We start from the raw sequence: 21,725 nt of genomic DNA, 5'->3' as shown, positions 1-21,725 counted from the left end.
GTCGGGAGAATTCAAGGGTGCAGATTCAGGGTCATTACGAGCTTCAATTCGAGGCGGTGCGCGAGGCGTTCGCGGCCCTCTTCGACGATCCCCAGGAGCGCGGCGCGGCGCTCTGCATTCAGGTTGGCGGCGAAACCGTGGTCGATCTCTGGGCCGGTACCGCCGACAAGGACGGCGCCGAGGCGTGGCACAGTGGCACTATCGCCAACCTGTTCTCCTGCACCAAGACATTTACCGCCGTCGCCGCCTTGCAACTGGTGGCCGAGGGCAAGTTGCAACTGGATGCTCCGGTTGCACGCTATTGGCCAGAGTTCGCCGCTGCCGGCAAGGCAACCATCACGTTGCGCCAGTTGCTCTGCCATCAGGCCGGGTTGCCGGCGTTGCGCGAGTTGTTGGCCCCTGAAGCCCTTTATGACTGGCAGGTGATGGTTGCTGCCCTGGCCGCCGAGGCGCCCTGGTGGACGCCCGGTGAGGGGCATGGTTACGCCGCCATCACCTATGGCTGGCTGGTCGGCGAATTGTTGCGCCGGGCCGACGGTCGGGGGCCGGGCGAGTCCATCGTCGCGCGCATTGCCCGGCCGTTGGGACTGGACTTTCATGTCGGTCTGGTGGACGAGGAGTTCTATCGGGTGGCGCATATTGCCCGTGGCAAAGGCAATGTCGGTGATGCGGCGGCCCAGCGCTTGTTGCAGGTGACCTTGCGCGAGCCCACGGCGATGTCCACCCGTGCGTTCACCAACCCGCCGTCTATCATGACCAGTACCAACAAACCGGAGTGGCGGCGCATGCAGCAACCGGCGGCCAACGGCCACGGTAATGCACGCAGCCTGGCGGGCTTCTACAGCGGGTTGCTCGATGGCAGCCTGCTGGAAGGTGAAATGCTTGACGAGTTGACCCGTGAACACAGCGTGGGCATGGACAAAACCCTGCTGACCCAAACCCGTTTCGGCCTGGGTTGCATGCTCGATCAGCCGGACGTCGCCAATGCCACGTTCGGCCTCGGTGCCAAAGCCTTCGGACATCCGGGGGCGGGAGGCTCGATCGGCTTTGCTGATCCCGAGCACGATGTCGCCTTCGGTTTCGTGACAAACACCCTTGGCCCCTACGTTCTTATGGACCCACGGGCTCAGAAGCTTGTACGGATTCTCGCTGGCTGTCTGTAGAATGCTCGCACCGTACCGTAGGTCGGAACCCTGTGGCTTTTTTGCTTTCAAAACGTCTGTTTATATGGCTTTAGTGCCTCTGTTTCTCTATCTCATTTTGCGGATTTCCAATGTCATCGAATAAGTCCCTCGCCCTGGCCATCTGCCTGACCGTCACCGGTTGTGCACAAACTCCACAGAATGCAGATGGAGGCCACTGGTGGTCGTTCGGTTCGCCCGACAAGGTCGCCGAGAAGGATCCAGCCCAGATCTCTACCGCTCCGGCCGCAGCCGCAGCTGACAAGGGCGCCAAGGACGCCAAGGCTGGCGCATCCGTAGTTGCCAAGGATGCCAAGGCCGCGCCGGCTGCGGCAGTTGTCGCCGCAGCCCCCGCCCCGGCGGCTGAGGCGAGCGGCGGCAGTAGTTGGTGGCCGTTCGGTTCTGCCAGCAAGAAGGACACGGCAAAGGACTCGGCCGTTGCCAAGCCTCAGGACAAGCCCGTGCCTCTGGCGACGGCGGTAGCTGCCGCGACTAACCCGGCCCCCCAGGCCGACCCGGCGACCCATTGGTGGTGGCCGTTCGGTAGCTCGGACAAGGCCAAGGAAACTGCCCAGCCGCCGGTCAAGGCGGTGCCGATGCCCGACCCGAAAATCACCCAGGCCTGGCTCGACAACTATGAGCCGCGTCTGCGCACGGCGATCCAGGATTCTTCGCTGAAGCTGGAGCGTCGCGAAAACGTCCTGGTGGTCATTGCGCCCGTGGACGGCTTTTACAATCCGAAACGTCCTGAAATGCTGCTGCCGGTGACCCTCGGACCTTTTGCGCGTATTGCCAAAGTCGTTGAAGGTGATCCCAAGACCGCAGTACTGGTCCTAGGCCACGGCGACAACAGCACCAGCGCCGATGCGGCCCAGGCCCTGAGCCAGCAACGAGCCCAGTCGGTCGCGGCAATTTTCCGCCTCAGTGGCTTGCAGCGCGATCGCTTGATCCTGCGCGGCATGGGTTCGGTGATGCCGCGTGCGGCCAATGACAGCAGCGAAGGTCGCGCCCTGAACCGTCGTATGGAAATTCTCCTGACTCCGCAGAACACCATGGTGGCGTTGCTGAGCAAGTACAGCATTCCACCTTCGGCGCCCGCGACCCTGGTGGCGGCGCAGAGTGTCAAGCCAGCGGTGGAAGCTCAGGCAGCGGTTGCGAAGAAAACTCCAACCACCTCCAAGTCAGCGGCCAGGAAAGCGCCAGCCAAGGCTCCGGTGAAGAAAGCACCGGTCAAGAAAGCGGCGCCAGCCAAGGCGGCTGTCGCGAAGAAAGATCCAGTGGCTGAAGGTACGGCGAAGAACTGATTGGCGATTGATTGATTCGGGATTAGAAGGGAAAACACCATGACCCAGTCCCTGGCCGATATGCGCCGCGACTACACCCGCGACGGCCTCACCGAGGCCCAGGCCCCGGCCGAGCCGTTCGCGCTGTTCCACCAGTGGTTTGCCGACGCAGTGAAGACCGAGCAACCGCCGGTGGAGGCCAACGCCATGACCTTGGCGACCGTCGATGAAGACGGTCGTCCCCACTGTCGTATCTTGTTGTTGAAGGGGTTGGACGAACAGGGCTTTACGTTCTTCACCAACTACGAAAGCGACAAGGGCCGGCAACTGGCGGCGTGGCCATTCGCGGCCATGACCTTCTTCTGGCCGAGCCTGGAACGTCAGGTGCGGATCGAGGGGCGGGTGGTCAAGGTCACGCCGCAGGAATCGGCTGCCTACTTCCAGGTCCGTCCACTGGGTAGCCGCTTGGGCGCCTGGGCGTCACCGCAGAGCCGGGTGATTGCCGATCGGGTCGAGCTGGAGGAGCTACTCAAGGCCACCCAGGCCCGGTTCAGCGATACCCAGCCGGATTGTCCGAAACACTGGGGTGGCTATCGCCTGCTGCCGGAACGCATCGAGTTCTGGCAAGGTCGCGCCAGTCGCCTGCATGACCGCCTCGACTATCGTTTGATCAATGACGGCTGGCACCGTTCGCGCCTGGCGCCCTGATCGGGACATTCTGCGGCGGTGGCCTTCAGCCAGCGTCGCGGGCTTTTGCGCTTGACCTTCGGCTTTCTAGCGGTGTCGAGACGCTGATGCATGAACTTTTACTGTACTTCACTGTCTCCCGCTGGCGACAATACTCAGTCGCGATCCATCCAGCATCTGATGCTCACATACAGTCAATCGTGGAAATACCAGCCAGCGGCGGTCGTGACGACAATGGTGATGTCAGCCTGACGGTTCTTGCGGCGCGCGGTGTGGGCGAGTTGAAAGCACGCTACCCTGTCCTCGGCTTTGTTGCGCCCCGGCTGTACCGGTGCTGAATGAAAAACACTTTATCCGCTGGCCGCCGTGACACAGATCAAGTTGCGGAGTTTAATTGAGTCATGTCCTTTTGGAGTTCCTCTTATGCGTAAGTCTGTTTTGTTGATTGCTTCATTCTCCACGATGGCGATGCTGCTCGCTGGCTGCACCAACAGCCTGACTGGCGATAGCTATTCTCGCGATGAAGCCCGTCGCGTGCAGACTATCCGTCTGGGCACCATCGAATCCCTGCGTCCGGTACAGATCGAGGGCAGCAACTCGCCCATCGGTGCCGGTGCCGGTGCGATCGTAGGTGGTGTCGGCGGCAGCGCCATCGGCGGCGGTCGTGGCAGTATCGTCACGGCGGTGATCGGCGCGGTGGCCGGTGGCGTGCTCGGCAATATGGCCGAGAAAGGCCTGACCAAGACTCAGGGTGTGGAAATCACCGTGCGTGAAGATGACGGTAGCCTGCGTGCCTATGTGCAGGAAGTGGCACCGAACGAAATCTTCCGGGTTGGCGAGCGTGTACGTATTTCCACTGTGGGTGGTACCAGCCGCGTTTCCCATTGATCTGACGATCAACCAGCAAAAGACCCCCCGGCCAGTACCCTGGCCGGGGGGTCTTTTGCTTTAGGCGATCAGGTGATCACGGTGCCGGCCTTGCGACTGGCCATCGCCGTCACGGCATAACCGATCAACGCGGCAAGGATCGAGCCGGTGAGGATACCCATGCGGTCCATGCCGGCGTAGTCGCCACTGCCCGGTACAAAGGCGAGGGAGCCGACAAACAGGCTCATGGTGAAGCCGATGCCGCAGAGGATCGCCACACCGAGCACCTGGCCCCAGTTGGCCCCGTTGGGCAGTGCGGCCATGCCTGCCTTGACCGCGAGCCAGGCCAGGCCGAACACCCCGACGGTCTTGCCGATCAGCAGGCCGGCGGCAATGCCCAGCGGCACATGGTGGGTGAAGCTGTCGAGATTGACGCCCGTCAGCGAGACGCCGGCGTTGGCAAAGGCGAACAACGGCAGGATACCGAAAGCCACCCAGGGATGCAGCGCATGTTCCAGGCTCAGCAGCGGCGAGGTTTCGGAGTTCTTGGTGCGCAAGGGGATGCAGAAGGCCAGGGTAACGCCGGCCAGCGTCGCATGCACGCCACTTTTGAGCACGCAGATCCAGAGGATCAGGCCGATGATCATATAGGGCCCGAGCTTGATCACTCCCAGGCGATTCATCACCATCAGGGCCACCAGGCTGGCACCGGCCAGCAGCAGTGACAGGGTCGAGAGCTCGCTGGAGTAGAACACCGCGATGACGATGATTGCGCCGAGGTCGTCGATGATCGCCAGGGTCATCAGGAACAGCTTCAGTGACACGGGGACGCGCTTGCCCAGCAAGGCCAGCACCCCGAGGGCGAAGGCGATATCGGTGGCCATGGGGATCGCCCAACCACCCAATGCGTCCGGATGGTCTTTGTTCAGGAACCAGTAGATCAGCGCCGGCACCACCATGCCGCCAATCGCCGCCGCCCCCGGCAGGACAATCTGCGAAGGCTTGGACAGATGACCTTCGAGGACTTCGCGCTTGACCTCCAGGCCGATCAGTAGGAAGAACAGCGCCATCAGGCCGTCGTTGATCCACAGCAACAGCGGCTTGGCGATTTTCAAGGCGCCCACCTGGGCCACTACCGGGACGTCCAGCAAGCCGTTGTACAGGTACGACAGCGGTGAGTTATTGATGATCAACGCCAGCGCTGCTGCGGCAATCAATAACAGACCGCTGGCAGCTTCCAAATGAAAGAAACGTGTGAAAGTGCTACGCAGAGGCAAGGCGGCTCTCCATTGATAAAGTCAAAAGGTGGGACACCCTAACCCGCACTGTTGGTTGTTAAAACAAAAACTATATTCTTTTTTGCTATAATCGGAAGATAGGGACATTGAGCAGAGGAGCTTAGCAGTTGTATGTCCAAATGCGTCTTCACTGTATCTGTGCGATATGTAGGAAACTTCCTATAGTTAATGTTGAGTCTTGGCGGAACCATCCGCCTTTTGTCCTTCAGCGGTTTGGCCTAGAGCCAATGGCGTAGCCATTCGTCAGCGCCTTCGAGGGTGGCCGTTCCAACGAGTAACCGATCATGAGCGACAATCGACAATGGGCCCGGGAAGCCATCCGGATCATCGAGGCCGACTTCCAGCGCAGTGCCGATACCCACTTGATTCCCTTGCCGCTGCCCGGCCTGCCGGGCGTCGAGTTGTACTTCAAGGATGAGTCCAGTCACCCCACGGGCAGCCTCAAGCATCGCCTGGCGCGCTCGCTGTTCCTCTATGCCCTGTGTAATGGCTGGTTGAAGCCGGGGGCGCCGGTGATCGAGGCGTCCAGCGGTTCGACGGCAATTTCCGAGGCCTACTTCGCGCGCTTGCTGGGGTTACCGTTCATTGCCGTGATGCCGGCCAGCACTTCCCGGGAAAAGATCGCGCAGATCGCCTTCTATGGCGGCCTGAGCCACCTGGTGCAAGACCCGACGCAGATCTATGCCGAGTCCGAGCGCCTGGCACGGGAAAGCGGCGGACACTTCATGGACCAGTTCACCTATGCCGAACGGGCCACCGACTGGCGAGCAAACAATAATATCGCCGAGTCTATTTTCCAGCAGTTGCGCTTCGAGCGGCATCCTGAGCCGAGCTGGCTGATTTCCAGTCCAGGCACCGGTGGCACCACCGCGACACTGGGGCGTTATGTGCGCTACCGCCAACAGTGCACCCAGGTGTTGTGCGCCGACGCCGAGCGTTCGGTGTTCTTCGAGTATTACCAGACGGGCGACGCCAGCCTGCGTCTGGAGTGCGGTTCGCGTATCGAGGGGATTGGCCGGCCACGGGTCGAGGCATCGTTCTTGCCCAAGGTTATCGATGCCATGATCAAGGTGCCGGATGCCTTGTCCCTGGCGGCCATGCATTACCTGGCACGACGCCTGGGGCGGCGAGTCGGCGGCTCCAGTGGGACCAACCTGATCGGCGCGCTGGTGGCGGCGCGGCATATGGTCGACGCGAGGGAGAGCGGCTCGATCGTGGCGATCCTCTGTGATGGTGGTGAACGTTATGCCACTACCTACTACGATGAGTCCTGGCTGCAGGCTCAGGGGTATCAGTTGGACGAGCTGATCGAGCGCGTCGCTGCTTGTGTCGAGCGTGGCGAGGCGTTGCCCGAGGACGTGCTGCGGGCTGGGATCTGATCCGAATATTGAGGTTTCTGGTGGCGAGTGGTCAGGCCTGCGGGGCTGTCCGACCGCCGCAGGCCTTGGGATCAGCCGCGAAGGCGCAGGGTCAAGCCCTTGAGGAAGTTGCGCAGTAACTGGTCGCCGCACGGACGATAGTTGGTGTGGCCAAACTTGCGAAATAGCGCACTCAGTTCCGGTTTGGACACCGGGAACTCGGCAGCCTTGAGGATTGCGTGCATGTCATCTTCCTTCAGCTCGAAGGCAACCCGCAGTTTCTTCAGGATGATGTTGTTGGTCACTGGCAGCTCCACCGGCAGTGGCGGACGGCTATCATCCTTGCCGCGCTTGAAAACCACCAGGCCGTCGAGGAAGTGCGCCATAACTTCGTCGGGGCAGTGCACAAAACCCTCCTCCTCGTCCTTTTTCAAGTAGGTGACGATATCGGCCTTGGCGGCTTCGAAGCCGGTCAGCTTGATGATCTCGACCACCTTGGCGTCGCTGATATCGAGCATGTAGCGCACGCTGCGCAGTACATCGTTATGAATCATGGGGGGAGTCCTGGCTGATCAACGCCGCGCATCTGGCGCGGTGTTGGAATATTGGGTTCAAAACTTTTCCTTGGCTGACAGATAGCGCCATTGGCCCACCGGCACCTTGCCGATGGAGACGCCGCCGATACGGATGCGGCGGATGGCCACGACGCTGAGACCGACGGCTTCGCAGAGTCGCGCGATCACGCCCGGTTGCGGGTTTTTCAGGGCAAAACGCAGGCGGTTTTCGTTTTGCCAACTCACTTTGACCGCCGGCAGCTCCTTGCCTTTGTAGGTCAGGCCGTGGTTCAGCCGGTTGAGGCCGTGGGCGAGCATATCGCCGGCGACCTCGACTACATATTCCTGCTCGATCTTGTCGGCATCGGCGGTCAGCTTGCGCAGGATCTTCCAGTCCTGGGTGAACACCAGCAGGCCGCTGGCATTGGCCTGCAGGTCGGCGGCGACCGTCAGGCGCAGGAAATGCCCTTTGAGCGGGCGCTTGCCATAGCGGTGCTCTTCGGACAGATTGGCGGCTTCGAGCAGTTGCAAGGCGCTACCGGCGCTGATGCCGACCGGCTGGTGCAGCAACAGTGTCACCGGCTCCGGCGCGGTGGCCTTGGCGTCGGGGTCCAGTTCGACCTTCTGGCTATCGACCTTGAACTGAGGCTCGTCGATGACCTCGCCGTCGACCGTGACCCAGCCGCCCTCGATAAACAGCTCGGCCTCCCGGCGGGAGCAGCCGACCAGCTCGATAAGGCGTTTGGAAAGGCGAATGGGTTCAGACATGACTGCGGCCGTGGCAAAGGAGGACTGCCATTGTACCCGCCTGGCGCCGGTTAAGCCCGGCAACATTTGTCGCAGTGACCTGCCGCCCACCTGCGCAAGGTGGGCGGCCATCGATGGTCAGCGTTTCAGGCGTAGATGCAGCAGTGGATACGGCTGCCCCATGCCGTCGCGCGCCGAACGGTCGATCACCTCGAAGCCTTGCTTGAAATAGAAACCGATGGCCTGTGGGTTCTGTTTGTTGACGTCCAGTTCGTCGGCATTCAGATGTTCGATCGCATACCCTAGCAACAGCTTGCCCAGGCCTTGACCGCGGTTCTGCGGCGCAATGAACAGCATCTCGACCCTGCCTGCCGCCACGCCGGCGAAACCGGTGATGCGCTGGTGGGAGTCGCGAGTACAGATCAGCATGACCGCATCCAGGTAGCGGGTCAGCACCAGGTTCTTCAGCAGTTCGATGTAGCTATCCGGCAGGAAGTCATGGGTGGCGCGAACGGAAGCCTCCCAGACAGCGGTCAGCTCGGGGTAGTCGCTGGTTTTTGGGGTATGGATGACGGAGGGCTGGTGCATGTCGCCGTTCCTCTTCTGGCGCAGGCTTTGTTATTGAGGCAAACAATAGCTGTAAAAAAGCCCCGCATCTCGTGGAAAGAGCAGGGCTTTTCGATTTTGTTACAACTTACAGGGTTTGCGCCCAGAGGTCGTACTCATCGGCGTCGGTCACCCGGCACCAGACCTTGTCGCCCGGCTTGAGATCACCGGCCCCGTCGATGAAAACGTTGCCATCGATTTCCGGCGCGTCGAAGAAGCAGCGACCGACGGCGCCGTTCTCGTCGACTTCGTCGATCAGTACTTCGATTTCCTTGCCGATGCGTAGTTGCAGGCGCGCCGAGCTAATGGCCTGCTGATGTGCCATGAAACGCTCCCAACGGTCCTGCTTGATGTCGTCCGGTACGACTGTCAGGCCCAGGTCATTGGCCGGGGCGCCTTCGACCGGCGAGTACTGGAAGCAGCCGACGCGGTCGAGCTGGGCTTCGGTCAGCCAGTCGAGCAGGTACTGGAAGTCTTCTTCGGTCTCGCCCGGAAAGCCAACGATAAAGGTCGAACGGATGATCAGCTCGGGGCAGATTTCGCGCCAGTTCTTGATCCGCGCCAGGGTCTTGTCTTCGAACGCCGGGCGTTTCATCGCCTTGAGAACTTTCGGGCTGGCATGCTGGAACGGGATGTCCAGGTACGGCAGGATTTTGCCGGCGGCCATCAACGGGATCAATTCGTCGACGTGCGGGTAGGGGTAGACATAGTGCAGGCGAACCCACACGCCCAGGCTGGCGAGGGCCGCGCAGAGCTCGGTCATGCGCGTCTTGACCGGGGCGCCGTTCCAGAAGCCAGTGCGGTACTTGACGTCCACGCCATAGGCGCTGGTGTCCTGGGAGATCACCAGCAGTTCCTTGACCCCGGACTTGACCAGACGCTGGGCCTCGTCGAGCACATCGCCGACCGGGCGGCTGACCAGCTTGCCGCGCATCGAGGGGATGATGCAGAAACTGCAGCTGTGGTTGCAGCCTTCGGAAATCTTCAGATAAGCGTAGTGACGTGGGGTCAGCTTGATGCCTTGTGGCGGCACCAGGTCGATCAGCGGATTGTGATCCTGGCGTGGCGGCACCACTTCGTGTACGGCGTTGACCACCTGCTCGTACTGCTGCGGTCCGGTCACGGACAATACGCTGGGATGCACGTTGCGGATATTGCCTTCTTCCACACCCATGCAGCCGGTGACGATGACCTTGCCGTTCTCCTTGATCGCTTCACCGATCACTTCCAGGGACTCGGCCTTGGCGCTGTCGATGAAACCGCAGGTGTTGACCACCACGACATCGGCGTCCTGGTAGGTGGAGACGACGTCATAGCCTTCCATGCGCAGTTGCGTGAGGATGCGCTCGGAGTCGACCAGGGCTTTGGGGCAACCCAGGGATACGAAACCGACCTTGGGGTTGGCCGGCGCGGTGGGGGTGGACATGTCTAACCTCGGTCTGGGGATCGCTGTGTTTGGCGGTTTGGATAAACTCGCTCACGACGGATGGGCGCTTGATGCGCCTCTGATCAAAAAGTGCGCAATTCTAGCGATGGGCGAGGCACTTGACCAGCTTTATGGAGGGAAATGCGACGAGTGCTGCGCTATGCTTCGCCGCGTCGCGCCTCGGTGTCATTTTTTGTTTCAGATTGCAGTAAAAGATTAATCGTCGGCAACTGTAAGAAAATCAGCGCATGCTGTACTCAAACAGCTGTACCGATAGAGCCGCACCAAAAAAGAGTAGTGCTTCTTAGACGAAGACCGGTCCACGTTGTAGTAGGGGAGTAATTGATGGGGCAGGCAGTGAGTCAGGCGCCGGTTGGGCATTCGGCGACAAAGCCGTTGGGCATGCTGGTGGCTGCGGTGGGGGTGGTGTACGGCGATATCGGCACCAGTCCGTTGTACACCCTCAAGGAGGTGTTCTCCGGTGGGTATGGGGTTCAGGTCAACCATGATGGCGTATTCGGGATTCTCGCACTGATTTTCTGGTCGTTGATCTGGGTGGTCTCGATCAAGTACGTGTTGTTCATCCTGCGGGCGGACAACCAGGGCGAGGGTGGAATCATGGCCTTGACCGCCCTGGCGCGGCGGGCGGCGTCGCCGTATCCGCGGTTGCGGGCGGTGTTGGTGATCCTCGGGTTGATCGGCGCGGCACTGTTCTATGGCGACAGCATGATCACTCCGGCCATCTCGGTATTGTCGGCGGTGGAAGGGCTGGAGTTGGCCTTTGACGGCCTGGAGCGCTGGGTGGTGCCGCTGTCGCTGGTGGTGCTGGTGGGGTTGTTCCTGATCCAGAAACACGGGACGGCGAGCATCGGCAAGTTGTTCGGGCCGGTGATGGTCGCCTGGTTCCTGGTACTCGGAGTTCTAGGCGTGCATGGCATTCTCCAGCATCCGCAAGTGCTCAGCGCGCTGAATCCGATGTGGGGCGTGCGTTTCTTCGTGGTGCATCCCGGCATGGGCGTGGCGATTCTCGGCGCGGTGGTGCTGGCATTGACCGGTGCCGAAGCGCTATATGCCGACATGGGCCACTTTGGCCGCAAGCCGATCGCCCGTGCCTGGTTCGCGCTGGTACTGCCGGGGCTGGTGCTGAATTACTTCGGCCAGGGTGCCCTGTTGCTGGAAAACCCGGAAGCGGCGCGCAACCCGTTCTACCTGCTGGCGCCGTCCTGGGCGCTGGTGCCGTTGGTGGGATTGTCGACCCTGGCAACCGTGATTGCTTCGCAGGCGGTGATTTCCGGAGCCTTCTCCCTGACCCGTCAGGCAATCCAGCTCGGCTACATTCCGCGCATGTATATCCAGCACACCTCCAGTGCCGAACAGGGGCAGATCTACATCGGGGCGGTGAACTGGAGCTTGATGGTCGGCGTGATTCTGCTGGTGCTGGGCTTCGAGTCCTCCAACGCGCTGGCCTCGGCCTACGGCGTGGCGGTGACCGGGACCATGCTGATCACCAGCATTCTGGTGTCGGCGGTGATGTTGCTGCTGTGGAAGTGGCCGCCGATTCTCACGGTACCCATCCTGGTCGGTTTCTTGGTGGTGGATGGATTGTTCTTCGCCGCCAACGTGCCGAAGATCGTCCAGGGCGGTGCTTTCCCGGTGCTGGCGGGGATTGCGTTATTTATCCTGATGACCACCTGGAAGCGCGGCAAGGAGCTGTTGGTGGATCGCCTGGATGAGGGTGGCCTGCCGCTGCCGATCTTTATCGGCAGTATCCGCGTGCAGCCTCCGCATCGCGTGCAGGGCACGGCGGTGTTCCTCACCGCCCGCGCGGACGCGGTGCCTCATGCCTTGTTGCATAATCTGCTGCACAATCAAGTGCTGCATGAACAGGTGGTGCTACTGACGGTGGTCTACGAAGACATTCCGCGGGTGCCGAGCCAGCGACGGTTCGAGGTCGATTCCTACGGCGAAGGTTTCTTCCGGGTGATCCTGCATTTTGGTTTCACCGACGAACCGGACGTGCCGGAGGCGCTGAAGCTGTGCCACCTCGACGAGTTGGATTTCAGCCCGATGGGCACTACCTACTTCCTCAGCCGTGAAACCGTGATCGCGTCGAAGATCGTCGGCATGGCGCGCTGGCGGGAGTCGCTGTTCGCCTTCATGCTCAAAAACGCCAACGGCAACCTGCGGTTCTTCAAGCTGCCGGTGAACCGGGTGATTGAGCTGGGCACCCAGGTCGAGATGTAATCCTGCGATCACAAAAAAGCCCCCGTTGCCTTGTGGCGGCGGGGGCTTTTTGCTGAGGCGTGGAACGATCAGCTATATTAGGTTACGTTTAATTTGATGTAGTATTTTGCGTTCTATTTTATGATTTTTCTGTTCTAACCTGTGCGGGAGAGAGTGATATGACTGCATTGCTGGAACGTGCCGATCAGGCTGTCTCGGTGACAGCCATGGTTCGTGGCTTCAGTGCCAAGCTCAAGGACATTGCCAGCCGGACTACCGAGCGTCTGGTGATTTTCAAGGATAACGAACCTGCGGCGGTGATTATCAATGTCGAAGCCTTTCAGGAAATGCTCGACGAGTTGGAGAATCTTCGTGTCGAAGCAACCGCGCGTGAACGGCTGATGGGCTTCGATGCGGGTAACGCCCTCTCTCATAAAGACCTGCGGGCACGCTACGCCGCAAAGGATTGATTGGGAGAAGGGGATGGCTTGGAGCGTTATCTATCATCCGCAGGTCATGGATGATCTGGATCAATTGGGCAGTGCCGCAGCGAATCGAATCCTCGATGTGATCGAGGAGCGCATTGTCCATGGCGAGCCGGACAAGAGCGGCAAGCCATTGCGCGGCAGTCTTGCGGGGTGTCGCAGGATCAGAACCGGCGATACGCGTATTGTCTATCGTGTCGACGGCAAGGCCATCGAGGTGTTGATCGTGGCAGTCGGAGCCAGGCGGGACAGGGAAGTCTATGATACTGCCGAACGCCGGATCTGAATGCAAGAAAGCCCCCGTTACCTTGTGGCTGTAGGGGCTTTTGCCGGTGTTTGTCGCGACTTATTCGGCCCTGCTCTGGCGCTTGTCGATGGCGTCGATCAGGCGCTTGGCCAGCGCCGGGTAGTTTTCGTCGAAGTGATGCCCGCCCGGTAATTCCATCGGCTCGCCGACAGCGGTCTTGGTGGTACAGCCACTTTCATCAATCTCTTCCTTGCCGTAGATGCACAGCACCTTGGCGGCCGGCAGCTTGGCCATGTCGGGGCCGGTGTCCAGCTCCATGCCGGCCTTGCCCAGCCAGCCATCGACATGAATCTCGAAGCTGCCGCTGCGGGCGAAGGCCAGTAGGATGATAGCGTCCACGCGCTGTTGTTCGGCTTCTGGCAGGCGGTTGTAGATCGCTGGCAGCACGTCGGCACCGAATGAGTAACCGGTCAGCACAAAGCGCTTGATCCCCCATTTCTGGCGATAGTGCTGCATCAGTTCGGTCAAGTCGACAGCGCTCTGTTCCGGGCTCTTGTGTTGCCAGTAGTAGCGCAGGGTGTCGATACCGATCACTGGGTAGCCGAGCTTGGCCATTTCACCGGCGACATCGCGGTCGAGGTCGCGCCAACCACCGTCGCCGGAAAGGAACAGGGTCACAGTGTCGGTGGTCTGGCCGGCCGGTACTTCCACCACTGGAATGGCCAAGCCACCGTTCTCGGAACCGACCAGCATCTTGCGCAGTTCGTTGTTCAGCACCTGTGGCAGGTGCACATCGTAGTCGCTGATGCTGGTCTCGGCATTGGCCTGGTCGCGCACGAACGCCGCGCTCGGATCATCCGGGCCGTCGTTCCAGGCGACGAGCCAGTGACCATGGGCCGCCGACTTGGCAACCGGTGTGCCGCAGCCTGGTTGCTCAAGGGTAAAACCGACCGAGATGGCCTGGGCCTTGTCATCGGTCTGTGTCGCCAGCCAGTTCCAGGCCAGGGTGGCGCCTGGGCCGATACCGCCGACCAGCGTCGCCGGCCCTTTCAAGTGTTGCAGGGCGTTGTCCAGGGCCTGTTGCTGCAGCTTGCAATCATCCTTGGGCAGGATCACTTGGACGATCTGCGCGGCGCCGCTACGACTCAGCGCTGATAGTTGTTTGTCGCTGAGGGCGTCTTCGGCGAGGGTTGCCACGATGACCTGGGCCTTGGGTGTGGTGCCGGGGATCAAACGGGTCAGGGTCGAGCCATCGGCCTGATCCAGGTGTTCAAGAGTGGGTTGCGGCGTGGGGCGATTCCAGAACCAGTAGCCGCCACCCGCGAGCGCGGCCAAGACCAACACGATTACCAGTAAAACCCGCCAGGAGCGTCGAATCATCAGCGTTTCACCAATCCAGTCAAGCCGCCCGCGATCAGGGCGGCAGTATCGGCCAGGGCAACCAGCGGATCGAGTCCGGCTGGCACGGCCATGTAACGAGGTTCCCAGTCAGGCTGGAACTTGTCTTTGAAGCGGCGCAGGCCCTGGAAGTTATAGAGTTGCTCACCGCGCTGAAACACCATCGACCCCAGGCGCTGGGTCAGGGGAGCGCCGCGCCGGGGTTGCAGACCAGAGAGCGGTACCATGCCGAGGCTGAAGCGTGCATATCCGTGATTTTTATAATGTTGAATCAAACCGACCATCAGGAACTCCATGGTCAGTTTCGGTGCGTCGGGGTGCGAGCGCATCAAGTCGAGGCTGGCCAGTTCATGGCTATGGGTCTCGAGCAGGTTGGCGAACGCCACCGGTCGACCTTCGAAATGAATGATCGCGACGCGGAAGTGGTTGATGTATTCCGAGCTGAAGCGGCCCAGGGAGAAGCCTTTCTCGCGGACGTTCTTGCCGGTCAGCCAGGCATCGGAAATCACCTTGAGTTCATCCAGAGGTGCTTGTCCCGGCTCGTAGATCTCCAGAGACAGGCCGTCGCGACTGCCACGATTCCAGGTGTAGCGCAGGTCCTTCATCTCCTTGCCTTTGGATTCAAGATCAAAGCGGTGCAAGTCGACCCGGGCCTCTTCGCCGAGTTTGATAGCGGTCAGGCCGATGTCCATGTAGTACGGTAAGTTCTCGGCACGGACCTGATAGAACACTGGACGCGCATGGTGGGTATCGCACAGGTCGCGGAACTGCCAGATCAGCTCGGCGCGCTGGCGTGCTGGGCCAATTGGGTCATACAGCGATACCAGGCTGCGGCCGCGACGGGCATACATGAGGAAGGCGGTATCGGTCGGATGGAACAGGAAGGCTTTGTCACCCGTCAGGGCCAGGCCGCCATCGGGCTGGTCGGAGGCCATCAGGATCTTGTGGGCACGTTCCAGTTCTTCGGCACTGGGCTGATGGATGACCGGGCGTTCGGTGCGCAGCAGCCAGGTCAGGGATACCGCCACCAGCAGTACCGCGGCACCCAGCAATGAGCGCAGTCCCCGTGGAGCATCGCCATCCAGTGCGAATTGCCACCAGAGTTCATGGCTGTAGGGCACGTCCTGGTAGGCGAACAGCAGTAACCAGACCGAAGCCCCCAGCACGCACAGGCTGGCTACCAGATACAGTGGCGAGAACGGTAGCTCGGTCAAGCGGCTGGGTCGGTAGAAGGAACGCCGGAAAGCTCCCAGCAGGCAGGCCGTGGCCGTCAGCATGCTGGCTTCTTCCCAGTCGAAGCCCTTGAGCAGCGAGAGCAGGGCGCCCACCAGCAGCAGGATCATGGTCAGCATCCAGGCCGCCGAGAGGCGCCGACGCAGGCCCTGGGCCAACAGCAGGCACAACACGCCTACCAGGCTGGCGCCGAAGTGCGAGGCGTCGATCAGGCGATCCGGCACGAGGAAGTCGATGCCTTCCAGGCGGGTATCGATTTCCGGGGTGGCACCGGAGAACAGCAGCACCACGCCGGAAAGGAATACCAGCACCGCGAGGACCGGAGCGGCCAGGCCGGACGCCACGCGCATGCTCTGGCGCGACGCGATCAGACGCTGGGCCTCGGTGCTCAGCAGTGCCAGGCAAGCCAGCAGCAACGGCAATAACACATAGATCAGCCGGTACAGCAGCAAAGCTGCCGCCAGTGGGGCTGCCCCCAGCTCATTGGCGAAAGCGGCCAGCAGGATCGCTTCGAACACCCCGACGCCACCGGGCACGTGGCTGAGTACGCCCGCGGCCAGGGCCAAGAGGTACACCAACAGAAAGGCACCGAACGGCGGCGCCTGCGGCAGCAGCAGATACAGCACTGTTGCGGCGGCGGCCACGTCCAGGGCGGTGATGACCAATTGCAGCAAGGTCAGGCGGGCGCCGGGCAAGCGCAGGGTACGGCGACCGACCTTGACCAGCAGGTTGTTCGGGATGGGTTGCTCTGGCAGGCGTCGACGATAAATACCCACTGCCAGCAGCGCGAACAGGGCAAGGAGGGTCACGGCAACCGCGCCCAGCAGATAGGCGGGCAGGTGCAAGGCTTCAGCGGCAGCCGGCAGGTTGCTCAGAGTAGCCAGAGCAGCGAGCGGTGGCAGCGCGCAACCCAGCGACAGGCTGGCGAACAACGTCATGCGTGCGACTTCAGCGGCACCGAGGCCGTTGCGGGCGTAGAGACGATAGCGTACCGAGCCGCCGGAAAGCAGCGACAGGCCGATGGCATTGCCGATGGCGAAGGCGGTAAAGCCGCCTAGAGCCAGGGTCTTGGCCGGCAGGTGGACATTGGTATAACGACTGGCGGACCACTCATACCCCAACAAGATGATAAAGCCGATGGCGGTTGCCGCGACGGCTCCCGCCAGGGCCGGCTTGGGCACGCCCAGAATCGAATCGTGAAGCGCATCCAGGTCGAGTTCGATCAACAGATGATGACAGGCGACCAGGGCAATGGCGAACAACAACAGGGTGACAATCAGCCCAACGGATTGACGGTACTTGCTCAGCAGATCCAGCCAGCGCAAGCGGGTGGCCGCAATCGGTTGTGTCGCTGTGACGGTGTCTTGTGGTTCAGACGAGTTGGCGCGCATCAATCACCTCTAGGATTGTGCGCGACAGGATGGGGGTATCCAGCCAAGTTACCAATCCCTACGGACAAAATAATTACAAATATAACGCGTCTCGCCGTCTTGCGGCGACCTACGTCCCGGGGCTGTTGTAGAGGGGTTTGTTGCTAATTGAGCATAGCCTGTACAGGCATTGGTTCTGGCTTCCGTCGGGGATGGATTGTGCTTGAGCACCATGCTTTTTCAGCGAATACAAAAAAGGCCACTCTTTCGAGCAGCCTTTTCCGATGTTTGGTTGCGGGAGCCGGATTTGAACCGACGACCTTCGGGTTATGAGCCCGACGAGCTACCAGACTGCTCCATCCCGCGTCTGTGTGGCGGCATTCTACAGTCGAACGCCGGGGTGTCAACTGTTAATAGCCCAGAGGGTCAAAATAATGCAAAAAACCCCAGCACGTCCTTTTGGATTGGATAAGTGTCAGACAATCAAGGTTTTTTTGATCGAGTGAGGAAGGGCTGGAAGAAACAAGCGAACACAAAAAAGGCCACTCTTTCGAGCAGCCTGTTCTGATGTTTGGTTGCGGGAGCCGGATTTGAACCGACGACCTTCGGGTTATGAGCCCGACGAGCTACCAGACTGCTCCATCCCGCGTCTGTGTGGCGGCATTCTACAGAGAAACACCGGCCTGTCAAACCTTAATTTCGGAAAACCTCTTTATTGTTCAATTGCTTAGCCTCTTAAACAGGGTGCTTGAGGCGTCTCGGGGCCATGCCCTGCAAGGCTTTTGGCTCTATCGTGGTTGGCTTTTCGATTGAAAAACTAAATTTATATCGGCTATTTCTCACTGCCTTGTCGGAATATTTAAACCACTGGTGCTATATACAGGTATCAGTGAGATACTGACGATCCGTGCCGTTTCTGTCTTTTGAATAAACACTGTCCGCCATGACGCAACGCAAAATCATCCATGTCGACTGTGATTGCTTCTACGCTGCCATCGAGATGCGCGACGACCCGAGCCTGGCCAGCAAGCCGCTGGCGGTGGGCGGAGCGGTAGATCGGCGGGGAGTGATCGCGACCTGCAATTACGAAGCGCGGGCATTTGGAGTGCGGTCAGCAATGTCATCGTGGCAGGCTTTGAACCTGTGCCCGGATCTGGTGATTGTCGAGCCGCGCATGCCTGTCTATAAGGAGGCGTCAAAGGAAATCCAGGCAATCTTTCGGGACTACACCGACCTGATCGAGCCGCTGTCGCTGGACGAGGCTTACCTGGATGTGTCTGACAGCCCCCACTTTGCCGGCAGTGCCACGCGGATCGCCCAAGATATCCGGCGTCGAGTGTCGCGCCAGTTGCATATTACCGTCTCGGCGGGTGTCGCGCCGAACAAGTTCCTGGCGAAGATTGCCAGTGACTGGAAAAAGCCCAATGGCTTGTTTGTGATCACTCCAGACCAGGTGGATGCTTTTGTCGCCGGGCTGGCGGTCAGCAAACTGCATGGTGTCGGCAAGGTCACGGCGGACAAGCTGGGGCGATTGGGTATCGTCGACTGCCTGCAGTTGCGCGAGTGGAGCAAGCTGGCCCTGGTGCGTGAGTTCGGTAGTTTCGGCGAACGCTTGTGGGGGCTGGCGCGGGGGATTGATGAGCGAGTGGTGCACAATGACAGTCGGCGGCAATCGGTCAGTGTCGAAAATACCTACGACGTCGATTTGCCCGATCTCGAAAGTTGCCTGCAAAAGCTTCCGCAGCTGATGGAAACCCTGGCCGGACGCATGGCGCGGCTGGACGATGGTTATCGACCGGGCAAGCCGTTCGTCAAGGTGAAGTTTCATGATTTTACCCAGACCACCCTGGAGCAGGCCGGGGCCGCCCGGGATCTGGAGAGTTATCGACAGTTACTCAGCCAAGCATTTGCCCGTGGAGATAAGCCCGTGCGCCTGTTGGGTATCGGGGTGCGCTTGCAGGATTTGCGCGGCGGCCATGAGCAGTTGGAGCTGTTCAGCCGGTAAGTCGTGTGAGCTGGCGGGCTCGCTCACACAGGGGAGGTGTTCAGCTTGCTCCGGGATCCGCCACCAGACGTCCGGCATTCTTGCTCAGCGACTTGAGAAACTCGTGTTGCAACTCGGGATCGTTGCGCGTCAGTTCGATCAGGCTCTGTTCCAGTTCGCTTGCTTCTTCTTCCAGGCCCAATTCGGACAGGCGCTTGACCCGATGAACCCATTGGTCGACATCGTCGCCCTCCAGGTCGTCATAGATCAAGGCGTGGGCCTCCAACAACTTGCCTTGGAGCTGGCTGCTGATGGACAGGTTCGAATCCGAGTGGACTTCATCCTTGGCATCCTCGACGCGAATCGTCAGGTTGCCAATGTGATTCAGGCCCCGCTCGGCAAACGGGCTGTCCAGCAGGTTCAGGCGTAACACACCGTGGCGATCGGTGGTCAGCTCATAGGTCTGTCGACCCGCCACCACCTCCACTGGCCGTTCGGCCCACGGTAGGCTCGAATATTCCATGCGCTTGTCGCGCTGGACTTCTTCGATGGCTGCCAGGTTTTGCTGCGCGCGTCCGTGGGATTGCATGTTCATGAACGGATTGAGCCCGTCGATGCCATAGCTGATCCAGTCGCGGGTCATGCTGGTAGGCAGGGAGCCGAGGGCGAACACGTTCACCACGTTAGCGCCGATGCCACCCACCAGCGCCACCGCGCCCAGCGGTATTTCATAGGCTTTGCGCCAGGGCTGATAAGGCGTGTAGCGATCGTAGCGACGGGTGACGTCGAACTCGGTGACCTCGAAGGTCTTCTGTTCGTTGATTCGCACACGACGTTGCGCTAGTTCGAGGATCTTGGGGTCGCCGACATCGATCTGCAGGCTGTGCTCAAGCAGTTTGCGTTCGACACGTTCCTCGTGCTCGCTGCGCTGCGACATCGGGTTGGCACAGCCGCCAAGCAGCAGGGCGCCGCACAAGGCGGCGCCCCCGAGGGCTAAGGTACTTCGATTGAACATGAGGTCTCTATCTGGGCTTAGCGACGGATACGGGCCTGCAGGAAAGCCAGTACATCGGCAACCGGCAGCGCTTGCGCCTCGGCTTCGGTACGGCTCTTGTATTCCAGGTTGCCTTCGGCCAGGCCGCGGTCGCTGACCACGATCCGGTGAGGAATACCGATCAGTTCCATGTCCGCGAACTTGATGCCCGGGCTGGTCTTCTTGTCGCGATCGTCCAGCAGCACTTCGAAGCCGGCGGCCGTCAGTTCGGCATAGAGCTTGTCGGTGGCTTCACGAACCTGTTCGGTTTCGTAGCGCAGCGGCACCAGGGCGATCTGGAACGGTGCGAGGCTGTCGCTCCAGATGATGCCGTTGTCATCGTTGTTCTGCTCGATGGCCGCGGCCACCACGCGAGAAACACCGATGCCGTAGCAACCCATGGTCAGGGTGACCGGCTTACCGTTTTCGCCCAGGACCTGGCACTTCATCGCTTCGCTGTACTTGGTGCCCAGCTGGAAGATGTGTCCGACTTCGATACCGCGCTTGATTTCCAAGGTGCCCTTGCCATCCGGACTTGGGTCGCCAGCAACGACGTTGCGCAGGTCGGCAACGGTCGGGACCGGCAGGTCGCGTTCCCAGTTCAGGCCGAAGTAATGCTTGTCGTCGATGTTCGCACCGGCCCCGAAATCGCTCATCAGCTCGACCGAGCGGTCGATGATGATCGGCAGTGGCAGGTTCAGCGGGCCGAGGGAACCTGCGCCGGCGCCGATGGCGTCACGCAGTTCGGCGTCGGAGGCCATGATCAGCGGGTTGGCGACGCCAGGCTGGTTGGCGGCCTTGATTTCGTTCAGCTCGTGATCACCACGGATGATCAGCGCAATCAGCTTGCCCTCTTCTTCGGCGTGGACGATCAGGGTCTTGACGGTCTTTTCGATCGGCAGGTGGTAGCCTTCGACCAGTTGTACGATGGTTTTTGCATCGGGCGTGTCGACCAGGCGCAGTGCTTCACTCGGCGCGGGGCGCGAGGTTTCCTGCGGCACGGCTTCGGCCTTCTCGATGTTCGCCGCGTAATCGGAGCCGTTGCTGAAGGCGATATCATCTTCGCCGGACTCGGCCAGCACATGGAATTCGTGGGAGCCGGCACCGCCGATGGAGCCGTTATCCGCTTCGACCGGACGGAAACGCAGCCCCAGGCGGGTGAAGATGTTGCAATAGGCCTGGTGCATACGGTCGTAGGTGGCCTGCAGCGACGCCTGGTCGGCGTGGAAGGAATAGGCGTCCTTCATGATAAATTCGCGACCGCGCATCAGACCGAAGCGTGGACGGATCTCGTCGCGGAATTTGGTCTGGATCTGGTACAGGTTGATCGGCAATTGCTTGTAGCTGCTCAACTCGTTACGGCACAGGTCGGTGATCACTTCTTCGTGGGTCGGGCCGGCGCAGAAGTCGCGGTCATGGCGGTCCTTCAGGCGCAGTAGCTCGGGGCCGTACTGTTCCCAGCGACCGGATTCCTGCCACAGCTCAGCTGGCTGGATACCCGGCATCAGCACTTCCAGCGCACCGGCTGCGTTCATTTCTTCGCGCACGATAGCCTCGACCTTGCGCATCACGCGCAGGCCCATGGGCAGCCAGGTGTACAGGCCAGAAGCAAGCTTGCGGATCATTCCGGCGCGCAGCATCAACTGATGGCTGATCACGACCGCATCGGAAGGTGTTTCTTTCTGTGTGGCGAGCAAATATTGACTGGTGCGCATGGTTGGCCGTTGTCGTTGCTAGTGGCTAGA

Annotated in this window: 18 protein-coding genes and 2 tRNA genes; 9 read left to right on the top strand and 11 right to left on the bottom strand. The window is 60.6% G+C overall.

What is annotated here, in order from left to right:
- The first annotated feature begins 17 nt into the window (after nt 1-17).
- From AWM79_RS09655 to AWM79_RS09640, 4 genes are all read left to right on the top strand, one after another.
- Complete coding sequence (locus tag AWM79_RS09655; protein WP_060782706.1) at nt 18-1,163, top strand: serine hydrolase domain-containing protein; 1,146 nt, start codon at nt 18-20, stop codon at nt 1,161-1,163.
- A 110-nt stretch (nt 1,164-1,273) separates the two neighbouring features.
- A complete protein-coding gene (locus AWM79_RS09650) occupies nt 1,274-2,485 on the top strand; it encodes an OmpA family protein (RefSeq protein WP_060782705.1) in 1,212 nt (403 codons plus the stop codon).
- A gap of 39 nt (nt 2,486-2,524) precedes the next feature.
- Nucleotides 2,525-3,172 carry a pyridoxamine 5'-phosphate oxidase gene (pdxH, locus tag AWM79_RS09645; protein ID WP_060782704.1) on the top strand — a complete coding sequence of 216 codons (648 nt, stop codon included), beginning with the start codon at nt 2,525-2,527 and terminating at the stop codon, nt 3,170-3,172.
- Nucleotides 3,173-3,574: 402 nt separating this feature from the next.
- Entirely contained in the window at nt 3,575-4,039 is a 465-nt protein-coding gene (locus AWM79_RS09640; RefSeq protein WP_060782703.1) for an outer membrane lipoprotein, read from the top strand.
- A gap of 68 nt (nt 4,040-4,107) precedes the next feature.
- Here AWM79_RS09640 and nhaA read toward each other — a convergent pair whose 3' ends face one another.
- Nucleotides 4,108-5,295 (bottom strand): Na+/H+ antiporter NhaA, encoded by a 1,188-nt coding sequence (nhaA, locus tag AWM79_RS09635; protein ID WP_060782702.1) that lies wholly within the window; start codon nt 5,293-5,295, stop codon nt 4,108-4,110.
- 302 nt (nt 5,296-5,597) lie between these two features.
- Between nhaA and AWM79_RS09630 the strand changes: the two genes are divergently transcribed.
- Nucleotides 5,598-6,695: a PLP-dependent cysteine synthase family protein gene (locus AWM79_RS09630; protein WP_176987121.1), complete on the top strand. Its 1,098-nt coding sequence runs from the start codon at nt 5,598-5,600 to the stop codon at nt 6,693-6,695.
- Between the two features lie 71 nt (nt 6,696-6,766).
- Here AWM79_RS09630 and AWM79_RS09625 read toward each other — a convergent pair whose 3' ends face one another.
- The 4 genes from AWM79_RS09625 to rimO form a co-directional block, all read right to left on the bottom strand.
- Nucleotides 6,767-7,228, bottom strand: coding sequence for a YehS family protein (locus tag AWM79_RS09625; protein ID WP_060782701.1), 462 nt, complete (start codon nt 7,226-7,228; stop codon nt 6,767-6,769).
- A 57-nt stretch (nt 7,229-7,285) separates the two neighbouring features.
- Nucleotides 7,286-7,996 carry an rRNA pseudouridine synthase gene (locus AWM79_RS09620; RefSeq protein ID WP_060783965.1) on the bottom strand — a complete coding sequence of 237 codons (711 nt, stop codon included), beginning with the start codon at nt 7,994-7,996 and terminating at the stop codon, nt 7,286-7,288.
- 117 nt (nt 7,997-8,113) lie between these two features.
- On the bottom strand, nt 8,114-8,563 hold the full coding sequence (locus tag AWM79_RS09615; RefSeq protein ID WP_060782700.1) for a GNAT family N-acetyltransferase: 450 nt from the start codon (nt 8,561-8,563) through the stop codon (nt 8,114-8,116).
- Between the two features lie 106 nt (nt 8,564-8,669).
- The gene (gene rimO, locus AWM79_RS09610) at nt 8,670-10,007 is read right to left on the bottom strand and encodes a 30S ribosomal protein S12 methylthiotransferase RimO (RefSeq protein WP_060782699.1); all 1,338 of its coding nucleotides are present in this window, start codon (nt 10,005-10,007) and stop codon (nt 8,670-8,672) included.
- A 345-nt stretch (nt 10,008-10,352) separates the two neighbouring features.
- Between rimO and AWM79_RS09600 the strand changes: the two genes are divergently transcribed.
- The 3 genes from AWM79_RS09600 (at nt 10,353) to AWM79_RS09590 (ending at nt 13,001) form a co-directional block, all read left to right on the top strand.
- Nucleotides 10,353-12,251 carry a potassium transporter Kup gene (locus tag AWM79_RS09600; protein ID WP_017131661.1) on the top strand — a complete coding sequence of 633 codons (1,899 nt, stop codon included), beginning with the start codon at nt 10,353-10,355 and terminating at the stop codon, nt 12,249-12,251.
- A 158-nt stretch (nt 12,252-12,409) separates the two neighbouring features.
- Nucleotides 12,410-12,700 (top strand): Phd-YefM, encoded by a 291-nt coding sequence (locus AWM79_RS09595; RefSeq protein ID WP_060782698.1) that lies wholly within the window; start codon nt 12,410-12,412, stop codon nt 12,698-12,700.
- A 13-nt stretch (nt 12,701-12,713) separates the two neighbouring features.
- Complete coding sequence (locus AWM79_RS09590; protein WP_017131659.1) at nt 12,714-13,001, top strand: type II toxin-antitoxin system RelE family toxin; 288 nt, start codon at nt 12,714-12,716, stop codon at nt 12,999-13,001.
- A gap of 60 nt (nt 13,002-13,061) precedes the next feature.
- Here AWM79_RS09590 and AWM79_RS09585 read toward each other — a convergent pair whose 3' ends face one another.
- From AWM79_RS09585 to AWM79_RS09570, 4 genes are all read right to left on the bottom strand, one after another.
- Nucleotides 13,062-14,342 (bottom strand): virulence factor family protein, encoded by a 1,281-nt coding sequence (locus AWM79_RS09585; RefSeq protein WP_017131658.1) that lies wholly within the window; start codon nt 14,340-14,342, stop codon nt 13,062-13,064.
- The gene (gene mprF / locus AWM79_RS09580; protein WP_060782697.1) at nt 14,342-16,984 is read right to left on the bottom strand and encodes a bifunctional lysylphosphatidylglycerol flippase/synthetase MprF; all 2,643 of its coding nucleotides are present in this window, start codon (nt 16,982-16,984) and stop codon (nt 14,342-14,344) included. The genes AWM79_RS09585 and mprF overlap by 1 nt, the downstream gene beginning before the upstream one ends.
- A 268-nt stretch (nt 16,985-17,252) precedes the next feature.
- Nucleotides 17,253-17,329 (bottom strand) — tRNA-Met (locus tag AWM79_RS09575).
- A gap of 206 nt (nt 17,330-17,535) precedes the next feature.
- A tRNA-Met gene (locus AWM79_RS09570) sits at nt 17,536-17,612 on the bottom strand.
- Between the two features lie 294 nt (nt 17,613-17,906).
- Between AWM79_RS09570 and dinB the strand changes: the two genes are divergently transcribed.
- Nucleotides 17,907-18,968, top strand: coding sequence for a DNA polymerase IV (gene dinB / locus AWM79_RS09565; protein WP_060782696.1), 1,062 nt, complete (start codon nt 17,907-17,909; stop codon nt 18,966-18,968).
- Between the two features lie 40 nt (nt 18,969-19,008).
- Here dinB and AWM79_RS09560 read toward each other — a convergent pair whose 3' ends face one another.
- Nucleotides 19,009-19,962: a hypothetical protein gene (locus AWM79_RS09560; RefSeq protein ID WP_060782695.1), complete on the bottom strand. Its 954-nt coding sequence runs from the start codon at nt 19,960-19,962 to the stop codon at nt 19,009-19,011.
- Between the two features lie 17 nt (nt 19,963-19,979).
- Entirely contained in the window at nt 19,980-21,695 is a 1,716-nt protein-coding gene (locus tag AWM79_RS09555; protein ID WP_017131655.1) for a proline--tRNA ligase, read from the bottom strand.
- Nucleotides 21,696-21,725: the final 30 nt, after the last annotated feature.

The organism is Pseudomonas agarici, from assembly GCF_001543125.1.
GTDB lineage: Bacteria > Pseudomonadota > Gammaproteobacteria > Pseudomonadales > Pseudomonadaceae > Aquipseudomonas > Aquipseudomonas agarici.
Note: the sequence above shows the minus strand (reverse complement) of the source record. Positions and strands in the feature narration are given on the sequence as shown.